The 20893-nt window shown below is 59.8% G+C and carries 17 protein-coding genes and 3 pseudogenes; 8 read left to right on the top strand and 12 right to left on the bottom strand.

What is annotated here, in order from left to right:
• Positions 1 to 5: 5 nt before the first annotated feature.
• The 5 genes and pseudogenes from AC2FL1_RS03925 to AC2FL1_RS03905 all read left to right on the top strand — a co-directional run bounded on the left by AC2FL1_RS03925 (position 6) and on the right by AC2FL1_RS03905 (position 4832).
• Positions 6 to 1037, top strand: a pseudogene (locus AC2FL1_RS03925) (ABC transporter ATP-binding protein).
• Positions 1038 to 1040: 3 nt separating this feature from the next.
• Positions 1041 to 1880 (top strand): ABC transporter permease, encoded by an 840-nt coding sequence (locus tag AC2FL1_RS03920; protein WP_496876045.1) that lies wholly within the window; start codon positions 1041 to 1043, stop codon positions 1878 to 1880.
• Between the two features lie 52 nt (positions 1881 to 1932).
• The gene (locus AC2FL1_RS03915) at positions 1933 to 2688 is read left to right on the top strand and encodes an ABC transporter permease (protein ID WP_496876044.1); all 756 of its coding nucleotides are present in this window, start codon (positions 1933 to 1935) and stop codon (positions 2686 to 2688) included.
• A gap of 15 nt (positions 2689 to 2703) precedes the next feature.
• Positions 2704 to 3786 (top strand): adenosine deaminase family protein, encoded by a 1083-nt coding sequence (locus AC2FL1_RS03910; RefSeq protein ID WP_496876043.1) that lies wholly within the window; start codon positions 2704 to 2706, stop codon positions 3784 to 3786.
• An 80-nt stretch (positions 3787 to 3866) separates the two neighbouring features.
• On the top strand, positions 3867 to 4832 hold the full coding sequence (locus tag AC2FL1_RS03905) for a LysR family transcriptional regulator (RefSeq protein ID WP_496825126.1): 966 nt from the start codon (positions 3867 to 3869) through the stop codon (positions 4830 to 4832).
• Between the two features lie 168 nt (positions 4833 to 5000).
• Here AC2FL1_RS03905 and add read toward each other — a convergent pair.
• A pseudogene (gene add, locus AC2FL1_RS03900) lies at positions 5001 to 5960 on the bottom strand (adenosine deaminase).
• A 223-nt stretch (positions 5961 to 6183) separates the two neighbouring features.
• On the opposite strand from add, the gene AC2FL1_RS03895 reads away from it, so the two are divergent.
• Positions 6184 to 6876 carry a TetR family transcriptional regulator C-terminal domain-containing protein gene (locus AC2FL1_RS03895; RefSeq protein ID WP_496876042.1) on the top strand — a complete coding sequence of 231 codons (693 nt, stop codon included), beginning with the start codon at positions 6184 to 6186 and terminating at the stop codon, positions 6874 to 6876.
• Positions 6877 to 7090: 214 nt separating this feature from the next.
• Here the strand turns inward: AC2FL1_RS03895 and AC2FL1_RS03890 are convergent, their stop codons facing one another.
• From AC2FL1_RS03890 to AC2FL1_RS03850, 9 genes are read right to left on the bottom strand one after another with little or no spacing between them, the layout of a single operon-like run.
• A complete protein-coding gene (locus AC2FL1_RS03890; RefSeq protein WP_496876041.1) occupies positions 7091 to 8536 on the bottom strand; it encodes an amidase in 1446 nt (481 codons plus the stop codon).
• A 39-nt stretch (positions 8537 to 8575) separates the two neighbouring features.
• On the bottom strand, positions 8576 to 10291 hold the full coding sequence (locus tag AC2FL1_RS03885) for an AMP-binding protein (protein WP_496876040.1): 1716 nt from the start codon (positions 10289 to 10291) through the stop codon (positions 8576 to 8578).
• Positions 10292 to 10294: 3 nt separating this feature from the next.
• Entirely contained in the window at positions 10295 to 11959 is a 1665-nt protein-coding gene (locus AC2FL1_RS03880) for an amidohydrolase (protein ID WP_496876039.1), read from the bottom strand.
• On the bottom strand, positions 11956 to 12960 hold the full coding sequence (locus AC2FL1_RS03875; RefSeq protein WP_496825121.1) for a branched-chain amino acid ABC transporter permease: 1005 nt from the start codon (positions 12958 to 12960) through the stop codon (positions 11956 to 11958). The genes AC2FL1_RS03880 and AC2FL1_RS03875 overlap by 4 nt, the downstream gene beginning before the upstream one ends.
• Before the next feature lie 14 nt (positions 12961 to 12974).
• Positions 12975 to 13853, bottom strand: a complete 879-nt coding sequence (locus AC2FL1_RS03870) for a branched-chain amino acid ABC transporter permease (protein ID WP_496876038.1) — start codon at positions 13851 to 13853, stop codon at positions 12975 to 12977.
• A 3-nt stretch (positions 13854 to 13856) separates the two neighbouring features.
• Positions 13857 to 14573 (bottom strand): ABC transporter ATP-binding protein, encoded by a 717-nt coding sequence (locus AC2FL1_RS03865; protein ID WP_496876037.1) that lies wholly within the window; start codon positions 14571 to 14573, stop codon positions 13857 to 13859.
• On the bottom strand, positions 14570 to 15298 hold the full coding sequence (locus AC2FL1_RS03860) for an ABC transporter ATP-binding protein (protein WP_496825118.1): 729 nt from the start codon (positions 15296 to 15298) through the stop codon (positions 14570 to 14572). Before AC2FL1_RS03860 ends, AC2FL1_RS03865 begins: the two co-directional genes overlap by 4 nt.
• A 46-nt stretch (positions 15299 to 15344) precedes the next feature.
• Positions 15345 to 16664 (bottom strand): ABC transporter substrate-binding protein, encoded by a 1320-nt coding sequence (locus AC2FL1_RS03855; protein ID WP_496876036.1) that lies wholly within the window; start codon positions 16662 to 16664, stop codon positions 15345 to 15347.
• 19 nt (positions 16665 to 16683) lie between these two features.
• Positions 16684 to 17799: a class II histone deacetylase gene (locus AC2FL1_RS03850; protein WP_496876035.1), complete on the bottom strand. Its 1116-nt coding sequence runs from the start codon at positions 17797 to 17799 to the stop codon at positions 16684 to 16686.
• Between the two features lie 156 nt (positions 17800 to 17955).
• On the opposite strand from AC2FL1_RS03850, the gene AC2FL1_RS03845 reads away from it, so the two are divergent.
• Together AC2FL1_RS03845 and AC2FL1_RS03840 are read left to right on the top strand one after the other, a co-directional pair.
• Positions 17956 to 18693 (top strand): helix-turn-helix transcriptional regulator, encoded by a 738-nt coding sequence (locus AC2FL1_RS03845; RefSeq protein ID WP_496876034.1) that lies wholly within the window; start codon positions 17956 to 17958, stop codon positions 18691 to 18693.
• Positions 18694 to 18702: 9 nt separating this feature from the next.
• Positions 18703 to 18925: pseudogene (locus tag AC2FL1_RS03840) on the top strand (IS5/IS1182 family transposase); the annotation flags it as partial.
• Positions 18926 to 19134: 209 nt separating this feature from the next.
• Here the strand turns inward: AC2FL1_RS03840 and AC2FL1_RS03835 are convergent.
• Positions 19135 to 19950, bottom strand: a complete 816-nt coding sequence (locus AC2FL1_RS03835; protein ID WP_496876033.1) for an efflux RND transporter periplasmic adaptor subunit — start codon at positions 19948 to 19950, stop codon at positions 19135 to 19137.
• Between the two features lie 8 nt (positions 19951 to 19958).
• Positions 19959 to 20741, bottom strand: coding sequence for a SapC family protein (locus AC2FL1_RS03830; protein ID WP_496876116.1), 783 nt, complete (start codon positions 20739 to 20741; stop codon positions 19959 to 19961).
• Positions 20742 to 20893 lie beyond the last annotated feature (152 nt).

Below are 20893 nucleotides of genomic sequence, written 5' to 3'. Positions count from 1 at the left end.
TGCCCATGTCCTCGGTTGAAGTCAGAAATCTTGTCAAGAAATACGGCGAGTTCACCGCCGTGCGGGACGCGAGTTTTCGGGCGGAAACCGGCAGCCTGATCAGCATTCTCGGTCCCAGTGGATGCGGCAAGACAACGACATTGCGTGCCATTGCCGGCTTCGAGACCGCGACATCAGGCGATATCCTGCTGGACGACAGGCCGGTCAACGACATCCCGCCTTGGCGACGCAACATCGGGATCGTCTTTCAGTCTTATGCGTTGTTTACCTTCATGACCGTGGCCGACAATGTCGGTTACGGGTTGAAGATGCGCAAGATGGACAGGGATTAGATCGCCCGCAAGACGGATGACGCCCTGAACCGCGTCGGATTGCCTGACAGCCATCTGAAATACCCCCGCCAGCTCAGTGGAGGTCAGCGGCAGCGCGTCGCGCTGGCGCGCGCACTTGTTATCGAACCCGCTGTCATGCTTCTTGACGAACCTCTATCGGCGCTTGACGCCAAGCTGCGCGACGAAATGCGGTTCGAGTTGAAACGGATTCAGCGCCAATCGGGCGTGACCACCTTGCTGGTGACGCATGATCAGGAAGAGGCGTTTACCCTGTCGGACCAGATCGTCGTGATGAACAACGCGGTCGTCAAACAGGTCGGCAGCCCGCGCGAGATCTGGGATAACCCCAACTGCGCATTCGTGGCCGATTTCATTGGGATCGAGAATATCCTCCCAGCAGAGCGAACATCGGACGGGGTTCGCATCGCGGGGCACGAGTTTGCCGCCCTGTCCGATACGGTCTCGGGAACCGATATCATGGCGGCGTTTCGCAGCAGTGATCTGGAACTGGCGGGAGACGAAACCGGGCAATTCGCGGGACAGGTAGTCGGCGAGGCCTATACGGGCAACTACAATGTCTACCAGATGCAGACCGACTTGTCGGAGGCGCCCATCATTCTCAAGACCGGGAAAGGCCAACGGCTGAGCGGGAATACTAACCTGAAGCTTCCGCCGGATCGTATCAAGATCCTGGAGCGGGACTGACCCATGCTGAGCGCCACCCAAAGAAACTGGGCCCTGTCGCTCCCGGCCTTCATCATCGTCGGGCTTCTGGCGGTCGTTCCTGCCGTGATGATGCTGACCTCGGCCTTTACCTCGCCAGATATCGAAGGTTTCACGCTGGCCAACTTCGAAAAGCTCTGGAACAGCAAACTGGCGTTTCAGGCGTTCTGGCGCACCATCCGCGTGGCGATCATCGTGACCCTGATCACGATTGTCCTGGGGTATCCGCTGGCCATCGGTTTTCTGCGGGCTGGCCCGCGGATGCAGTCAATCCTGCTGCCAATGCTTGTGTTCCCGTTGATGGTCTCGGTGGTGGTGCGCGCCTATGGCTGGATCGTGGTTCTCAGCCCGTCGGGCATCTTCAACCAAGTTCTTCTGGGCCTCGGGATCGTCTCCAGCCCGGTCGACCTGCTTTATTCGGAAACCGCCGTCATTCTTGGCGAAAGCCAGTTGCTGCTGCCCTACATGGTGCTGTCCCTTATGGCGAGCCTGCAAAAGGCGGACAGCAATCTGGAAGAAGCCTCGATGAGCCTCGGTGCGAACCCGGTCACGACCTTTTTCCGTATCGTCATCCCGATTAGCGTGCCGGGGCTCTTGACCGGAACCTTGCTGGTCTTCGCTTTGGCATTGACCGCGTTTGCGACCCCGCTTCTGCTGGGCGGTGGCCGGGCGCCGCTGCTGACAACGCTGATCTACACCTATGCCTTCACCCCCTTCGACTGGTCGGCAGCCGCAGCGGTGGGACTTGTCCTCGTCATTCTGGCCCTGGCTTTTGTCTGGCTGCAGCGCTGGGTCGGGCAAAAGGTGATGAAATCCTATGAATAGTTTTCGTGCGGAAAACGCCCTTTTGATGGCGGGAAAAACACTGTCCGTTGCCATGATGGTGGCCGGCTTTCTCTTTTTGTTGGGGTCGATCGTCATCGTGGTGATTTCCTCCTTCACCTCGGCATCCTACCTGACATTCCCGCCACCGGAGTTTTCCCTGCGCTGGTATTGCGAGGTCTTTTCGCTGTCGTGGTTCTCGCGCTCCATCGTTACGAGCTTTGTGATCGCGATCATCGCCACGGCGATTTCAGCGGTGATCGGCATACTCGTGGCGCGGGCGCTTGCTCGCGGCACATTCGGCGCCAAGGCAATCGTCGAATTCGTCGTGCTCACGCCATTGCTGCTGCCAATTGTCGTTTTGGGCTTCGGCCTGTTCAACCTGCTGGTAACCTTGGCGCTGGAAGGCAACAACTTTGTCAATCTGATCGGCGGCCACATCATGATCACGGTGCCATTTGTCGTGCGCTCCGTCTGGTCGGCGATGGCGGGCACGGACATCACGCTTGAGGAGGCAAGCCTCGGTCTTGGGGCCACGCCCTTCGAGACCTTCCGCAATGTGGTCTTGCCGATGGCCCGCCCGGGGATCGTTTCGGGCGGCATCCTGGCTTTCACGATGTCGTTCAACGACGTCTCGCTTTCGATCTTTCTGACTGGCCCAAGGGCCTCAACGCTGCCGGTCGAGATGATGGCCCATATCGAATATTCGGCTGACCCGACACCGGCGGCGATCTCGACCATCATGTTGGTGATTACCCTCATCATTTTCGCCATCACCAGCCGCACGGTCGGTCTCAAGATTTTTGCCTAAAGGGAGGAGCGCCCAATGAAACAGAGCCATGCACATGGACCAATCCCCGATGGGTTCTTCGCCGATATCCCCAAGGTGGATATCCACTGCCACCTTTACGGCACCATTCGCGAGGCAACCTTGCAGGACTTCGTCCGCGAAACCTCGGCACCGCTGACCGAGGAAGACGTGGCGGGATACTACGTCCGAGGAGAAAAACCGCGTGGTGTCCTGCATGCTTTTCGGTCTATGGAAAAGCATATCTTTGGCACGGAAGACCGCCTCTACCGCGTGACGCGCGAATGCCTTGAAGACCTGCGCGCTGAGAACGTGCGCTATGCGGAACTGTTCTGGAACACCACCGGAACACTGTTGCATGCCCCCGACCTGTCGTTCGACGCGGCGCAAGGCGCAGTCATTCAGGCAATGGAGGACGCGGAGCGCGATTTCGGTATCGTGTCCCGGATCATCCATTCGATCGACCGCGAAGCCAGTCCCGAAGACGCGGTCGTGATGATCGAACGCGCGCTGGCCGCGCCGCATCCCAGGATGATCGGCCTCGGCATCGACTATATGGAGGATGAACGTTTCCCGCCCGAAGGTTTCTGGAAAGCCTATCGGATGGCGCAGGAGGCAGGATGGAAGCTGACGGCACATGCCGGCGAGAACGGCAGCCATTGGCGCAATATCGAAACCTGTCTCGATCTTCTGAAGGTCGATCGCATCGACCATGGCTATACGGTTCTGGACAATCCGGACCTGCTGCAACCCTGCATTGACGAGGAAATCGTCTTTACGGTGGCGCCGACGAACACCCATTACCTGAACGTGTTGTCACCTGATGAATGGGCCGAAAAGCATCCGATCCGAGCGATGGGCCGGACCGGCCTGAAAATCCATCCCAACACCGATGATCCCACCTTCCACAACACCTCTCCGAACACGGTCTGGAAAACGATGCACGCGGCCTTTGACTATGGTCTCGAAGATCTGCGCAGCTTCATGTTGAACGGTCTGGACGGTGCCTGGATTGACGACGCAACGCGGCGCGCGATGACCGAGCAGTTCCTGGATCTGTTCGACCAAGCGGTGAAGAAGCATGGCTTGCGCGATGCGTGACAGGACGGCAAGTGTCTCGACTCCAAGACCCCGACGTAAGGCCATTGCCAATCGCGCGTGAGATCAATCAGGATGCCCCTATGGAGCACCTGATTGATAAACTCGCAGTCAACCGCCACGATCCGCGCATCAGTCGGAGACATCTCTCCTATTTCTACGCTGCCGCGAAGGTGGAGAATTTCACTAAGGCCGCAAAGCTTTGCGGTGTAGCGCAGCCGTCGCTCTCCCGCGGCGTTTCCCTGCTGGAAGAGGCGATAAACGCAAAGCTCTTTGACCGGGTTGGGCGTTCGGTGAAACTGACGTCAAAGGGCAGAGAAATCTTTCCGGTCGTCGAGTTGTTGCTGAACCAGTTCGACGACATTTCCAGAGGCCTCACCAACGGCCTGCAGAAACCTTTTGCGGAGCTGAAGATTTCGGCAGTAACAAGCCTGACATCGAATTTCCTGCCGAGGTTGCTGAACCAGTTCGAGCATGAAAACCCCGGAATACAGGTTACGATCTATGACGGGCTCGACACGGATGTCTATAAGGAGGTTGAGGTCGGCGATACGGATATCGGGGTCGTTACTGAAATCAGAAGACCTGAAAGCTTTCGGATCAGTAAACTGTTCCGCGATCAATTGGCTCTCGTCGTTTCAGAAGAACACGCGCTGGCTGACCGGGAGTCGATTGAATTGAGAGATCTCGAACACGTGCGCATGACTTCATTCGCGAAAGCGACGGAAACCCACGCCGAACTAGCAGCAGCTTTTCATAGCGTTGGCCTGGATTACCATCCGGCCGCCACTGCCCGCTATCGCAGCACACTTATGGGGCTGGTCTTGCACCGCGGTCTGGCAACCTTGCTTCCCAGAATTGTCGCCGAGGAGCATCAGAACCCGCGGCTAAGGATTGTGCCGCTGGTCAATCCGGTGTTGCACCGGACGTATCATATGGTGATGCGCAAAGGTGGAAGCTTTAAGCCAGGGGTAGCGAGACTTGAACAGTTCTTGCGACGATCAGCAATGAATGCTGTGAGCCAAATGGGTGAAAGGGGCCTTGAATAGGCGCTGCGGGAGAAGAACGAAGTCGAAGACGAGCGGTCAAACCGTCATCTGCCCATATCTCAGTTTTTCTTGAGATTTCCGTGAAACGGATTGGATCTTCCTCTGATCTCTCGCGCCAAGAGTAGCGTAACATTTTATTATATAACAGTTTTTATGCGATGTGCGTCTTCAGGTGGGCTTCGAGTTCCTGCAAATGTGCCTTGCGCTGATCCAAGCGCCATCAAAGGCGTTTCGCATGAACTGCGTCATGTCTTCGGCACTGAAATCACCGTGCTGTTGCACCTGTTGCATGGTGTTGGTCAGATACCGGCTTGCGAATTCCTCAGGATCGTCGGTGTTAAGGCACACACGCAGCCCCAGATCCAGCATCTTGCGCTAGGCCGCCAAACGCCGCGGTTCCGGGTCTGACGGACGCCATGTCGGGCACATGGTCAAAGTGATCTTGCGGTCCCGCACAACGTCAATCAGCGCCGGGTCATCCAGTACATGCAACCCATGATCAATGCGTTCCAGACCCAGCTTGTGCACACATTGGTTTGCATGCTCGACCGCGTTTTTCTGATCGCAATCACAATGCGCCGTCAGACGATAACCTTCCTCACGGGCACGGTCGTAAAAGTGCTGGAACTTGATCGGAGGATTGCCTTCCTCGTAGGAATCCAACCCCACCCCGAGGATATCGTCCCGCTGTATTTCCGCGAGGTCCAGCATCTCCATCGCGCTTTCCAACGAGCGCTCGCGGTTCATGCAAATGATCAACCCGGTCGAGACCTCCGACGCGCGACACGCGGTCTTCAGTGCATCCATCATCTCGTCGAAACCGACACCACGATCAATATGCTGCTGCGGGTCAAAAAACATCTCAACGTGACGGATGTTTTCTACCTGACACCTGTTCAGGAATTCCCGCGTAATGTCGAAGATGTCCTGTCCAGTACGCAGAACGCTGGAGCACATGTAGTGGTAATCGAGAAAATTCTTCAGCGCGGGCGTGCCATAGTCCTGAGCCGCAAGGAGTTGCGCCTCTGTGGCATAGGGAATGTCGACACCATTGCGGTTCGCCAATTCCAGAACCTTGGCCGCCGACACAGTTCCTTCAATGTGTATGTGCAACTCGGCCTTGGGCATCGAGGCAATGAATTCGGACATGTTCATGGGCAGTCACCCGCCTTTCCGCACCATTTGATAAAATTACACCATTTGGTGCAGATATGAGTTTGTCAACGAAAACCTATCGTGCATACTGGAACTCAGGAGCCGACAGCGAGATCAGCACGAGCCGGTTTACACGTTTCCGATCCGGCGCCCGCGAATAGGTACGGGGGTGGCTCGGTGAAAAGGAAGAAGTTCGATGAACGGCAAGCGCGGAAAGACAGATCAATCCATGGTTCCAGCTACGCAATCGACGACGGTTCCGGAAGCAGCTTCAAAGCCGCAACGGGTCAACCACGTGCGGGCGAAAAGGATGCAAAGCATCATGGATGCCGCCGAGATCGAATTTGCCAGCAACGGCCTGAGTGGCACTTCGGTTCAGTCCATTGCCGACCGTGCCGGGCTACAGAAGCGGCAGGTGCTCTATTTCTTCAACAGCAAGGAGAGCCTTTACACAGACGTTATCGACCGCATTTTCCGAGAGTGGCGCAGCCTCAGCCCCAGTGATCGTGAGGGTTCGCCGAAGGCTGTAATTTCCGACTACATCGAGCATATTTTTCTACAAGCCGAAACCAAACCCCACCAAAGCAAGTTGCTGATTTCCGAAATGCTATCGGGTGGTGCCTTTGGCATCGAAGCGATGGAGAGGCGGGGATCTCGATCGATCGTGGCCCGCTCCATTGCGCTGCTTCAAGGGTACATGGACGAAGGCGTTATGCGGCGAACCGATCCGTTTGCCTTCCTCTTTCAAATCTGGAGCGCCCAGCACTTCTATGTCGCTTTCAGTCCAGAAGTGGCTTTCTTCCTCGACAAAGATCAAATGGACCACGAGGACTGGACCCGATTTCGAGATCAGACAAAGGCATTTGCCTTATCGTTTTTTAAGGACTGACAGCCGACAACGAACGCTGGTTGAACTTGAATTTTGGCGTGGCATGGCTCTTTAGCCGTCAGGTTCGCCGAACTGACGACTACGAGGGCTCGTACGCCCCGAAAGGGGCGCATGTCCATGACAAGGCGCTCGCCAAGAGCATCTTCGATTGGGTCAAGGCTCGCTCAACTCACCTCTCCCGATGGCTTGCGCCAACGCCCGGCCTCCCCAGTCTTCAGAGATTGGCGACAGAAACCGACGGGCGGCGCGCGGACCAGTCTGTCGCGTCTTCTAACTGGGCCGACAGGTTCAGCAGAATATCCTCTCGTGCCAGCGACGTCGCGATCTGCACACCGGCCGGCAGCCCCTCGACCAGGCCGGTGGGCACGGTGATCGCGGGTTGGCCTGTCACGTTGAAAGGCGCGGTCGCGTTGAAGCGGCTGAAGAGCTCATCATAGAACCGCCGCGCGCTCCAGTCGGGATGGTTCTGGTCCAGCACGCCCAGCGGAATGGGCGGTGCGGCAAAGGGCGGCAGGATCACGGCATCGTAGCCTGCAAAGAACGCGCCCATCTGGTGACCGGTCATGCCCATGATCTGCACCGCTTCCATCATGTCGACCGCGGACATGGCCTGACCATCCTCGATCCCCTTCAATGTGCAGGTTTCGTACACGTCCGTGCTGGCCGGAATACCAAAAGCCGTCGTGAGCGTCTGAGAGGCGGCGGCCAGCGTGGCCATCCAGAACCGGTAGTTCGCCCTGTGAAACTGTTCCTGGTCCAGTGGGATGTGGTCGATTTCCTCGACGTTGTGGCCAAGGTTGGCAAGAAGTTTTCCGACGCGAACGACCTCGGCCGAGATACCTGCATCGGTCGGGGCGGCGCCCTGAAAACCGGTTGGCGCGATGGCGATCCTGAGGCCCTGCATCGGGCGCTTGATGCAGTCGCCATAGGGCGTCTGCGGGTTTGCGAGAGGGATGAACGAACCCGCCTCGGGGCCCGCAACCAGATCGAGCAGTGCTGCGGCATCTCGCGTTGTGCGGGTGACCGCGAATTCGTGCCCGAGCCCCAGAATGGCAAGCTGCGCATCCGGGCCAAGCGGTGTGCGCCCCCGGCTGGGTTTGAGCCCGATCACCCCGCAACAGGCCGCAGGGATACGGATGGACCCACCGCCGTCGTTGGCATGCGCCATGGGCACAACCCCGGCGGCCACGGCGGCTGAGGCACCGCCGCTGGAGCCACCGGTGGTGCGGGACGGATCCCACGGGTTACGGCTGGGCCCTGTGGCAACTGACTCGGTCGTGGCGTTGAAGCCGTATTCCGGCGTTGTGGTGCGCCCCAGGGTGTTCAGTCCCGCCGCCTTGAACCGCCGCATCAATTCACCATCATGCGGCGCGACATACACGTCGTTGTCCAGCAAACGCGTGCCCATCCCCTGCGGCACCCCCGCCGCCGTCATCATGATATCCTTGATCAGAAAGGGCACCCCGGCGAAAGCGCCGGAACTGTCACCGGCAATGGGCGGCTCGATGGCATCCACCATGAAATTCAGCTGCGGGTTCACGGCGGCAATGCCGCGCCGCGCCGCGTCGGTCAGCTCGTCCTCCGAAACCTCTTTGCGGGCAACCAGTTCAGCCAGCCCCGTGGCGTCATAAGAGGCGTATTCGCTCAGCTTCATGTTCATCTCTCCTGTCTCTGGGTCGACACTTGTCGTGGCAAGGCGTTAGTCCGAGGCCTGGGCCTGGCCCAGCATTTCGACCATCCGGTCGCGCATGATGAATTTCTGGGGTTTGCCGGTGATGGTCATCGGCAGCTCTGTCACGATGCGGACGTGCCGGGGCACCTTGAAATGGGCGATTTGCCCCTGGCAATGGGCGCGCACGTCTTCGGCGGTGATCTCGCGCCCGGGTTTGGCGACGACCCAGGCACAGACCTCTTCGCCCATTCGGGCGTCGGGAATGCCAAAGACCTGGACCTCTTTGATGTCGGGATGGCCGAACAGGAATTCCTCGATCTCGCGTGGATAGATGTTCTCGCCGCCTCGGATGATCATGTCCTTGACCCGCCCGGTGACCGTGCAGAACCCGTCTGCGTCCAGAACGGCCAGGTCACCGGTATGCATCCAGCCATCGCGGATCGCCTCGGCGGTGCGCTCCGGGTCGTCCCAATAGCCCTGCATCACCGAATAGCCGCGCGTACACAGCTCTCCCTGAACGCCCACGGGCACGGTCTGGCCGGTGTCATCGACGATCCTGACCTCCAGGTGGGGGTGGATCCGGCCCACGGTTTCGCACCGCTTTTCGGTGCTGTCGTCGACAAAGCTCTGAAAAGACACGGGCGAGGTTTCGGTCATGCCGTAGCAGATCGTCACCTCGCCCATGTGCATCCGGTCGTTGACCTGCTTCATCACATCGACCGGACAGGGAGACCCCGCCATAATTCCCGTGCGCAGCGACGACAGATCGCGCGGCGTCGACGCCAGTTCCTGCAACATCGCCACGAACATCGTCGGCACACCATAAAGCGCCGTGCAGCGTTCGGCCTCGACCGTGTCCAGCGTCTGGGCCGGGTCAAAGGCTTCGCCCGGAAACACCATCGCCGCACCCTTGCTGACGGCCCCAAGCACGCCCATCACCATGCCGAAACAGTGATAGAGCGGAACCGGGATCGCCAGCCTGTCCCGTTCCGTCAGGTTGATCCGGTCGGTCACGAACCGCGCGTTGTTGACGATGTTGCGATGCGTCAGAGTGGCCCCCTTGGGCTGGCCCGTCGTGCCCGAGGTGAACTGGATGTTGATCGGATCGTCCGCGCGCAACGTCTTGTCGATTTCCGGCAGGCGGGCCCGGTGTTCGGCGGTGCCCATGCGGGCAATTTCCCCAAATGCCCATTCACCGGATTGGCCTGCATTATCGCCCATGACGATCACATACCGCAGTTCGGGGAGCTTTTCTGCCCGCAGCCTACCCTTCTCGAAATTTGCCAGTTCCGGAGCGAGGGTACGGATCATTTCAACATAATCCGAGGTCTTGAACGCAGGCGCCAGCACCAGCGCCTTGCACCCCACCTTGTTCAGGGCGTATTCCAGCTCGCTCAGGCGGTAGGCCGGGTTGATGTTGACCAGGATCACGCCGATCCTTGCAGTGGCGAATTGCGTCAGAACCCATTCGATCCGGTTGGGCGACCAGATGCCGAGACGGTCGCCCTTTTGCAGCCCAAGCGCCAGAAACCCGCAGGCAAGGTCATCTACCGCTTGCGAAAACGCGTCATAGCTCAGCCGCGCATCCCCAAAGATCAGCGCATCACTGGCCCCGCCGCGCCGGGCGGTTTCGCGCAGCAATTGCGGGATCGTCGCGTCGGACAGTTCCGGCTGGCAACCCCCCTGAACATGGGAAAGACCATCCCGCGCAGCCAATGCGGCAGCCTCGTTTCGCTGTGCCATCTCCTAAGCCTCCCAAGTTGTTTCGCCGCCGCACAGCGTCAGCGCGGCACGGGCCGTGTCGATCTCTTCAGGGTCAAGCGCCTCGAGATCCCGGTCCATCACGACGATATCAGCCTGCATCCCCGGCGCGATACGGCCAAGGCGGTTTTCATCGAAACCGGCGTAGGCACCACCAGCCGTATAGCCATGTAGCGCCTCTGTCAGAGACAGCCTGTTGTCCGGGCAATTCTCGCTCCACCGTTCACGAACCATCGCGGCCTTGATGCCGCGCATCGGGTCGATGTCCGACACCGGCCAATCCGATGAAAAGGCAAGCGGGACACCGTCGCTCAACAGGGCGCGGACCGGAAAGGCCTGCGGCCAGCGCCCCTTGCCAGCCTTGCTGCGCCACGGCTCCAGCGGGAAATCCATGGCGCCCGGCGGATGCGGCGGCTGCATGGAGGCCACGACGCCCAGTTCGCGCAGGCGATGGGCATCGTCGGGATGCAAAAGCTCGATATGTTCGATCCGGTGGCGGCTGTCGCGTGCGCCATTGGCCCTGCGTGCGGCCCCATACCCATCCAACACGCGCCGGACGGCAGCGTCACCGATGGCATGAACACTGATCTGCAGCCCGCGCCTGTCGGCCTCGATCGCGGCAGCGGCGAAATGTTCGGCCGAATGCAAGGCCTCGCCACTCCAACCGGCGCGGTCGGTATAGTCTCCGACCAGAAACGCCGTGCCGCTGTCGATCACTCCGTCCATGAACATCTTGATCCGCCCCGACCGTAGGCGGTCAGAGCGATAGGTTTCATGCATCCAACTGGCCTCTTCCAGCGAACTCAATTGCTTATCTGGGGTCAGGTGGAACGGTACTTCGGTGCGGCAGATCAATTCGCCCCGCTCTTCGAGATCGCGAAGCAGGGCCAGCTGATAAAGGTTTCCGTCCATGTTGTGCAGGCTGGTGAAGCCGAAAGAGGCGCAATATGCCAGCCCTTCCTTTATCACGCGCAGATCGTCATCGCGCTGCGCCGGGGTCAACCCGTCACCGGGTTCCAGCCCCATCAACCCGAGGTTTTCCCGCCCGCCGGAAGAGCGTAGCGACAAGACCGGATCAATCGCCGCCTGTTCGCGTAATTCGCCAGTGGCCGTGCCGTCGGGGGCCATGACGATCTCGTTGCCCGTGGGCAGGTCGCGTCCATGCAATACGCCCGCGCGCTGCAACGCAGCCGTATTGGCCCAGGCGGTATGATGATCCCCCGCGATCAGGATGAACGGGCGGTCGCGCAATATGTCATCCAGCAAGTGCCGTGTGGTGGCAACACCATCGCCAAACAGGGAATAATCCGCCGCCTTGCAGATCAGCAGCGCCGCATCGGGGTTGGCCGCCGCATAGGGATGCAACTTGTCCCGCAGCGCCGTCGCCCCGCGCACATTGTCGAGATGCAGCATACGCAGGCCAGCAGCCCCCAGAAACAGGTGCAAATGCGCCTCGACCATGCCGGGCATCACCGTGTTGCCCTGCGCGTTGAAGCGGCGTGTTTTGGGGCCAGCGAACGCGGCGATTTCGTCGCGCGCACCCACCGCCAGGATCGTCCCGCCCTGCAGAGCGACGGCCTCGGCCCGTGGCGCGGCTGCATTCATGGTCAGCACGCGGCCGTTTTCGATGATGACATCCGCCTTGGTCATAGCTTCGACCCTTCTTCGTTTTTCGAAGCCTTTCGGCCCAGCATTTGGCGAAGCTGCCGCACTGACCCGGCCAGCCCCTTGGGCATCACCACGACAAAGACGATCAGCGCCACGCCCAGGATGAGATCACGCGCGTCGCCCATACCCTTGGAAAACTCAATGATCAGCATCATCGTGCCCGCCCCGATGATCGGCCCCCAGGTCGACCCCACGCCGCCAACGACGACCATCGACAACACGAACAGCAGCGTCGAGAAATCGAACAGGCTGGGCCCGGCGGCGCGGAAATGCCCGGCATAGATCGCCCCGGCCATTCCGGTCAGAAAGGCCGATATGGCAAAGGCCGCGATCTGGTATTTCCGGCGGTCGATGCCGCGACTGCTGGCATAGCCGACATTGTCGCGGATGGCGCGAAACGCCAGGCCCAGCCGCCCGTGAATGATCACGACAATGCCCAGGATCGTCACGGCAAAGGCCAGCAGGGCGACATAGTAGTTCCCCAGGATCCAGTTGCCCCGAAGCAGTTTCCGGAACCCGAAATCTTCGAACTGAGAGAAACCTGCCGCCCCGCCGAACATTTGCTGGCAAGAGTTGCGGACCATCGTGAAACACTCGGTCTCGGTGATGATCAGGACATGAATCATCCCGACGATGGCAAAGGTCAGCAGGGCCACATAGGCACCCGTAAGGCGCAGGCAGGCCAGCCCGATGAAAAAGGCCAGGATCGCCGAAACGATGGCAGCCAGCGGCAGCGCCGCCCAGATGGAAATACCAAGATAGGACGTGCTCATCGCGACGGCATAGGCGCCGGTGGCAAAGAACAGCATCTGGGCCAGCGAAAAGACACCGGCATGCCCCATCAGCAGGTTCCAGTTCATCGCGACCATGGCCCAGAGAAAGAACAGGATAACCTCGCCCAGCAGGTATCGCTGTGTCATGATCAGGGGCAGCGCGGCAAAGCCCGCGACGATCAGCACCGACACCAGAAGATGCCGTTTCAAGGAATGTGACTGGTTCATAGGCGCACCACCCTTTCACGGCCAAAGAGGCCCTGTGGTCGCCAGATCAAAAGCAGGATCACCAGCATGAGCATGGTCGGAAATCCGAACCGCACGCCGAAGTAATACCCGATCGCTGCCTCCAAAAGCGCGAGGCCGAAGGCGCAAAGCCCTGCGCCCCAGACATTGCCCAGCCCGGCGACCACGCAGATCACGAAGGCCTTCAGCAGCGGGTCACCCCCCATCTGCGGCGACAGCGTCGCCTGGGTCGAGATCATCAGCCCCGCGACCCCGGCCAGCATCCCCGCCAGTGCCATGACCTGCAAAAACACCGTATCGGCCTTGACCCCCATCAGCATCGCGGCTTCGCGGTTCATCGCCGTCGCCCGGATTGTCCGGCCAAAGCGGGTTTTCATCAACAGCCACGCCGTCCCCAGGATCAACGCCAAGGCCACCCCAACATTGGTCAGCGCCTGAAGCGTGATGCTCACGCCGCCAAGCTGGGCAAGGCCCTCAACCCGGACGACCTGCGGATAGGGGTAGCCGCCATAGATCTTGAGCACGATGTCCTGCAACACGATCCCAAGCCCTGCGGTCGCGACCATGACGTTCATTCCGAAATCCGGCGTGCCCAGCATGAAGCGCACGATCAGAAGATGCGTCAGCACACCGATCACCGCGCCTGCGGCCATCGCGGCCACAAACCCCAGAAACAAGGGCAGTTGAAACGCATTCGCCGCCGAATAGGCGACATAGGCGCCCAGCGTCATGAACAGCCCATGGGCCATGTTGAACATGCCCAACGTGCCAAAGATCAGCGACAGCCCGACCGAGGCCAGCGCATACATCGCGCCAAGGGTCACGCCTGTAAAGAAAATCTGGATGAGCACATCCATGGGTCAATGCCCTCCAAGATATGTCTTGAGAATGTCGCCCGAGTCCCGCGCCTCGGCGGTGCTGCCCTGCCAGACGATATGGCCGGCATCCATCAGGCAGATCCGATCCGCGAAATGCATGAGACGGCTGGGATTTTCCTCGACCACCAGAAACGCTTTGCCTCGGGCGCGTAACTGGTCCAGCGCCTCGTAGATCTGTTCGATCACCAAGGGAGCGAGACCCAGCGACGGCTCGTCCAGCATGATCAGCCGCGCATCCGACATCAGGCCGCGCCCGATCCCCACCATGCGCCTTTCGCCCCCCGACAGGCCACTGGTGATCTGGTTACGCCGATCCTTCAGCTTGGGGAACAACTGATAGACATCGGCCAGACGCTGGGCGATCTCGGCCTTGTCCGACGCCAGATAGGCGCCCATCAACAGGTTGTCCTCCACCGTCATCTCGGTGAAAAGCTGATCGCCTTGCGGGACGTGGATCAGACCGGCCTCGACGCGCTTTTGCACCGACATCCGGCTGGCGTCCTGCCCGTCGAATGTGATCTTGCCTTGGCGAAGAGGAAGAAACCCCGACAATGTCCGCAACAGTGTTGTCTTGCCGTGCCCGTTGGGGCCGATCAACGCCAGCACGCCTTGCTGCGGAATCTCGATTGAAACGCCATGCAGCACAGGCCGGTTCAGGTAGCCTGACACCAGATTTTCACACGATAACAATTGGGTCATGCCGCGCCTCCAAGCCCGGCGCTGCCCAGATAAACCTCGGCAACGGTCTTGTCATTGGCCAGCCCGCCGGGCGTTCCGTCATAGATGATGCGGCCCTGATGCATCATGACGGCGCGGTCCGCGACCGCGGTCAGGAAACGCATGACATGTTCGATGAACACCAGCGTCATGCCGCGTGATTTGAGCGTGAGCATCAGTTCGATCAATTCGTCAATCTCGGGCGGCGTCAGGCCGCCAACGGGTTCGTCCAGCAACAGGATGTCCGGCTCGCTGATCAGGGCCGTGGCGATCATCAGTTTCTTTCGCGCGAGGATGGGAATGCCCGCAACCGGTTCCGACGCGATGTCGGCCAGCCCGACCTCTTCCAGAAGCGCCTGTGTTGCCTGGCTGTCGGCCCGCGCCGTCAGCAGCCATCCCCCGGCGCTGCGGCGCCCGAAGGCGCGCGCGGCCAACAGGTTCTCAAACACTGTCATGTTGTCGAACCCGGAATTCAGCTGGAATGTCCGCGCCATGCCAAGCTGGCACAGACGATGCGGCGCAAGACCGGTAATGTCCTGATCCCGAAAGCGAATTGTGCCCTCGGTGGTGCGGGTCAACCCGCTGATCAGGTCGAAAAAGGTTGTCTTGCCCGCACCGTTGGGGCCGCCGATGCCGACAACCTCGCCACGGTCGACGGCGAAATCCACCCCGTCGACCGCGGCAAGGGCTCCGTAGCGCTTGGTCACGCCACGGAGCTCGAGGAAGCCATGTGCCCCTTCTGCCGTCAAAGCCTCAGCCCTTCATCCAGGGCGGAGTCTTGAACCCGGCCTTTTTGTAGGGCGCCGGGGCGATCAACACGCCATCTTCCGCCTTGTCGAAAATCTGGCTGAAGATATGCGGCATCCCAAGGCTCGGGTCGTTGGTTTCGGTCGGATAGCTATAGGCCGATTGGGTATCGGCATGGAAACGCATCGTCCCCACCGGCCCGCGATAGATCAGCGACCGCAGGCGGTCGGCAACCGCCTTGTTCTGCACATCGTCATAGGGCGCACCCGGCCCACCGGCCAAGGCGGCGGCAATGGAGTAGGCATATAGCGCCGAATAGGTTTGGACGCCGGAGGCCGTCGATGACAGATCGCCATAGCGTTCCTTGTAGGCCTTGGCAAAGGCATCGCCTATTTCGTCCTGCAAGGTGCCAAGCACGACTGCGTAGGTCACACCAACCGAGTTGTCCCCGGCAATGTCGCGGAACGCGGCCAGCGAAGCGCCATATTGCAGATAGACAAGGCTGTTTGTCGGGTCGGTCATGAACTGGTTCATGAACAGCGCCTGATCCTGCGGATAGAAGTGCGTGACGACGATCACCGCCGGGGGATCGGCGCGCAGCTTGGCCAGGGTCGGCCCCCAGTCGGATACCGGAATGGCCACCGTTTCATAGAGCGAGACATCATAACCATATTCACCGGCCCCATCGCGGATGGCATTGGCGATGTTTACCGAATAGATGCCCGGCCCGGTGATGATCGCGATCTTGTTGTTCGGGCGGCTGAATTCGCCATTGTCCTCGATATCCTTGAGGAACTTGAGGAAGCCGCCGCCATACAGCGTCTCGGGCGGATCGTACTGGAAGGTGCCCCAATACCGGTCGGGATCGGATTTGACCATTTCGTCATGCACGGCCACGGTGTTGGCATGCATCGCGATGATTCCGGCATCGGCGGCCACATCATGCAGCGCGGTGCCGTTTTCCAAGTTATAGCCCGCAATCAGGGCGCTGGCGTTGTCCCGGTCGATCAGCCGCTGAGCGGACTGGATGACAACATCGACCCCCTTGCTTTGCGTGTCGGCAAAGACCAACTCGATCGGACGGCCCAGAATGCCGCCAACCGCGTTGATCTCGTCCGCCGCCATCTGGATGCCGCGCTGGAATTCGATCCCGTCCGCGGCGACGATCCCGGTCAGAGGCGCCGGGCAGCCGATCACCACAGGATCGGACGATTGCGCCTGTGCCGCACTGTTTAGCCCGGCCAGCATCGCGGCCGAGCCCGTGGCCATGCTGGCGCCTTTCAGAAACCCGCGCCGGGTTTGGGTATGTTTCAAGTCTTTGGTCATATGGACCTCCCTGGATGTGTCAGTTTGAGAAATGCGCGTCTTTCGCGCGCTTGATTGCGGCGGCCTGATCGTTGCTCAGGGCCTGACCGCCATAATTCGCGATGAAGTCGGCATAGGGATCGGGCAGCGAATCGGATGCGCCGCTCAGTTCTTCGAGAACCGCCAATCCGCAATAGGGAACATAGACAGGCGAATACCCGCCTTCATGCGTCATCACGATACGCCCCTGGCAATGCCTGTCGGCCAACGCCATCACCTGGCGCGTCATCCAGCGGAAATCCTCGGATGACAGCATGCAGACACCCAGCGGATCGACAGCCGAGGCATCGTAGCCGCAAGGTAAAACGATCAGTTCGGGCGCGAACGCATCAAGCGCCGGAATGACGATCTGTTCGAATGCTTCGCGGTAGGCGCCCGAACCCGAACCCGGCGGCAGCGGGACGTTGATATTGCTGTTGCCCGCGCCCTTTACCTCGATGCCGCCCGAATCCAGCGGAAAGAGGTTGTCCTGATGCAGCGATATCGTCAGCACTCCGGGATCGTTCAGGAATACGGCCTCGGTTCCGTTGCCGTGATGCACATCCCAGTCCACAACGGCGATCCGCGTAAGGCCGTGGGTTTTCTGGACATGCCGGATGCCCAGGGCCGCATTGGCCAACAGGCAGAACCCCATCGCCAGATCAGGCAGTGCGTGATGCCCGGGCGGGCGGCACAGCACATAGGCATTATCCACGGCGCCGGTCATCACGGCGTCCATCGCCGTGATGACGCCGCCCACGGCGAGACGCGCGATCTCCAGGCTGGCAGGACCTGCCGGGGTCAGCTCGCCCACATCGCCGCCACCCTGTTCGCAGACCGCGGCCAGATGGTCGATGTGGCTTTGCGGATGAACCATGCGGATCACATCATCCATCGCCCGCTCGGGCCGAAGAAGAGAAAGGTGGTCCCAAAGCCCCGTCGCCTGAACAAGGTTCTGAAGACGGCGTTTGGTTTCGGGGTTCTCGAAATGCTCCGCCGGCTGAATGGTCAGGCTGGGCGCCATCGAGCCGCACCAGTTCTGGGTGTCATGCCAGTAATACAGCTCCGATGCGACAAGGGCCGTCCGGCGCGAGCAGGTTGTATTTTTGTGAAACATGACGTCCTCCCACCTTTAGGTTCCACCAAGCAGGAAAACGTTCAATACCACCAGAGTAGTATTGATATGCATTTTTTTCACTGATATGGTATTATCAACTCGGAGGACAGGACCATTCTTCAAGGAAAATCAAAAGAGTACGAGTTCTTTGGCCAATTGTGCGCCGCTCGCTCGATCGAGGATTTCGCAAGCGTCGTGGTCCCGTTCTGTCGCGATGTCTTTTCGGTTCAAAGCGTTCTGGCGATCCGTTTTCACCGCGGCAGCGCGCCGGAATCACTGTTCAAATGGGTTCTGGAAGATCACCTCGAAGCGATGTTCGACCGGGACTATACCCGGTTCGGATACCTGCTCGATCCGTTTTACAAACTGGCCATGGAAACCGAAGACTGGGTAGCCTGCCCACTGCGCGAGATCGCACCCGACCGCTTCGAGACAAGCGAATATTACTCGAACTATTTCGGACCAATGGGACTGGTCGACGACATGGGTTTCGTCGCCCGGGTCGATGACGACACCTCGGTGAACATGTCCATAGGCCGCCACGCCGGAAAACGCCGGTTTCGGGCCAGCGAAATCGCCAGGTTCCGGGCCCTGTCGACGGTGCTGGTGCCAAGCCTGTTGTCTGTTCTGGGTAAGCCGGCAAAACGGGATATAGGCGCTCCTGCCTCGCTGGAACATCGCTTTCGGTTGATTTCCCAGGACGGAGAGGATGAAATCTCGGACCGCGAAGCCGAAGTGGCAACACTCATCGTTCAGGGTCATTCCAGCCGGGCCATCGGTTACAAGCTCGGCATCTCGGGGAACACGGTCAAGGTGCACCGGCGCAATATCTACAAGAAACTGAACATTTCATCGCAAAGCGAACTGTTCGGGTTGTTGACCCAAAATGCCTGACTGAACAACCTACAGGCACATCGCACCGCGTCCAGCCTGGGCGTGAAAAAGGGCGGGCGTGGACGCCTGATCGGCCGCACCAAGGGCGGCACGAACACCAAGCTGCATGCCATCTGCGACAGCATAGGCCGCCCGCTCGACTTCTTCGTTTCCGCAGGGCAGGTCAGCGATTACATCGGTGCGCGCGCTGTTCTGCAGCCTGCCGACCGTGAACTGGCTGATCGGGGACCGGAGCTAGGCGAAGACGAAGCTTGCAGGAATTCGCTTCCACCCACGCCTCGGTCTGCAAGCCTCTCAATTCGAAGCGCAGCCTCACCAGCCGTCAGAATTTCAAGCTGAGCCGCACCGCTGCTTTCGCCGGATGGAGGGGTTATTTGGCGGGGTCGTAGAGCAGGGGGCCTGCGCCTGGTGAGATTGGCTGGACATTGTTTGCCTGCATCCTCAATCCGATGCTGACGCTTCGCCGTCACCGCCGAAGGCAACCTTGCAACGATGCCCGGCGGGAATGGCAAGTTCCGGATTGTCCAAGCGAAGATGCACTCCGAATGTGCCGCTGGCCACGTCGAACACCCGGTCGATGCGAAATATCTCTGCCCGGTAGACTCCGTCGACGGGCAGGGCCGGGCGGACTTGGGCCACGTCACCATTCTGTATCGTGTTGTATTCTGCGACTGGCAGGAAGGTGATCACATCCAGCGGGTCAAGTCCGACGATTGTCGCAAAGCGCCCTTCCTGAGGCAGGTATTCGCCGTCGTCGAAGTATCGTTCCAGCACGATCCCGTCGATCGGGCTGTGGATTTCAAGCAGAGACAACACCGCCTCGGCGCGCTTCAGTTCTTCCATCGCGAGGCGGCGGGCGAGTTCCGCGCGGACCAGAACCGATCGGGCGGATTCAACAGCCGTCTGGATCTCCTCCAGAACCTCGCGGCTTACGACGCCCCGCGTCGAAAGTTCCTGTGTCCGCGCAAGCCTCGCTTCAAGAAATGCAAGCTGGGACTTCTGCGCTTCGATTTCCGACGTGTCGTCGGCACGCAGGCGCAGCATCTCGACCGTGGCACGCTGAATCGTCGAGTCGAGTTCGGCGAGGAGTTGCCCCTTTTCGACCTGTTCTCCCGGTTCGACATGAACCCGCGTCACGACGCCGCCGGAGGAGCCGGCGACGTCAACAGTCTCGGAGGGATCGATCACGCAGTCGTAGACCTCGGCACCACAGGGCGTTGCCGCCAGAGCCGCAGCGAAAACAATTGCCGCGCGCATCGACAGCGTCAGGCCTCTGCCATCGGTTCGGGCGCGTCATCCGTGTCAGTCGGCTGCTCTGCCTCGGTGGATCCGGTATTGGCGCGCTCCAGCATACGATGGAAATGGCGCATCGACGAAAGGTGCAAGTAGATGCATTCCAGTTCATCCTTGCGGCAGAGATCGGCCAGAACATCGCCGGATAGCGCCTTCAGTTTTTCGCGGTCGACGACCTGAAAACCGCCCAACGTCCGCTTCTGGCCAGCGCCCAGTGAGAACTCGGCCTGCATCGGAACCAGAAGATCGAGTTCTTTAAGCCGCTTGCAAAAGGCCTGAGTGCGGGCAAAGCCGGCCTGATAGTCCTGCAGGAATTTCAGTACCGATTTCAGATAGCCGGTCTGTTCGCCGTCCGAATCGAACAACCGCTCGCCGCGACCGTCGCGGTTTGCCCCCTCGAACTCTTCGTCCACCAAAAGGGTGAACTGATTTTTTTCCTTGTCTAGCGAGAAGACGAATGGATAACGCCGGGCGAAGGCCGGGATGTAGCTGCCGACCCAGTTGCCGTCGGCATCCACGGCCAGGTTTTCGTCGTCGCGGGTGCCGACGATGATGGCGGGCACCACGTCATCGCCATTTCCAGCGAATACGATCGGATGAGTGCCGGCGGCGGGACCGAATTCAAGCGCGGTGAGCGGAATTGAATTCGTATGACGCGCGAAGGCGTAGGTTTTTCCACTGCTGATGGAAAGGTCGCCATGCCGCTTGGCGCTGACCGGAACGGCCGTTTTGTAGAAAAGTTGTTGCACGGGCATGGTCAATCTATCCCTTCAGATGTCATTGTTTTCTCTTCTGAAACTATTGGGCCCCTAAACTAATTTGTAGCCAAAAGCCCCCGTTTTGTCTAAGCTTTTTAGCATTGGTAAGCGTTTTGCCGCACGATGCTTCGCCAAGAGTCTGCATTTTT

The organism is Ruegeria sp. YKSF070, assembly GCF_059612725.1.
This window is presented reverse-complemented; position numbering and strand designations above follow the sequence as displayed.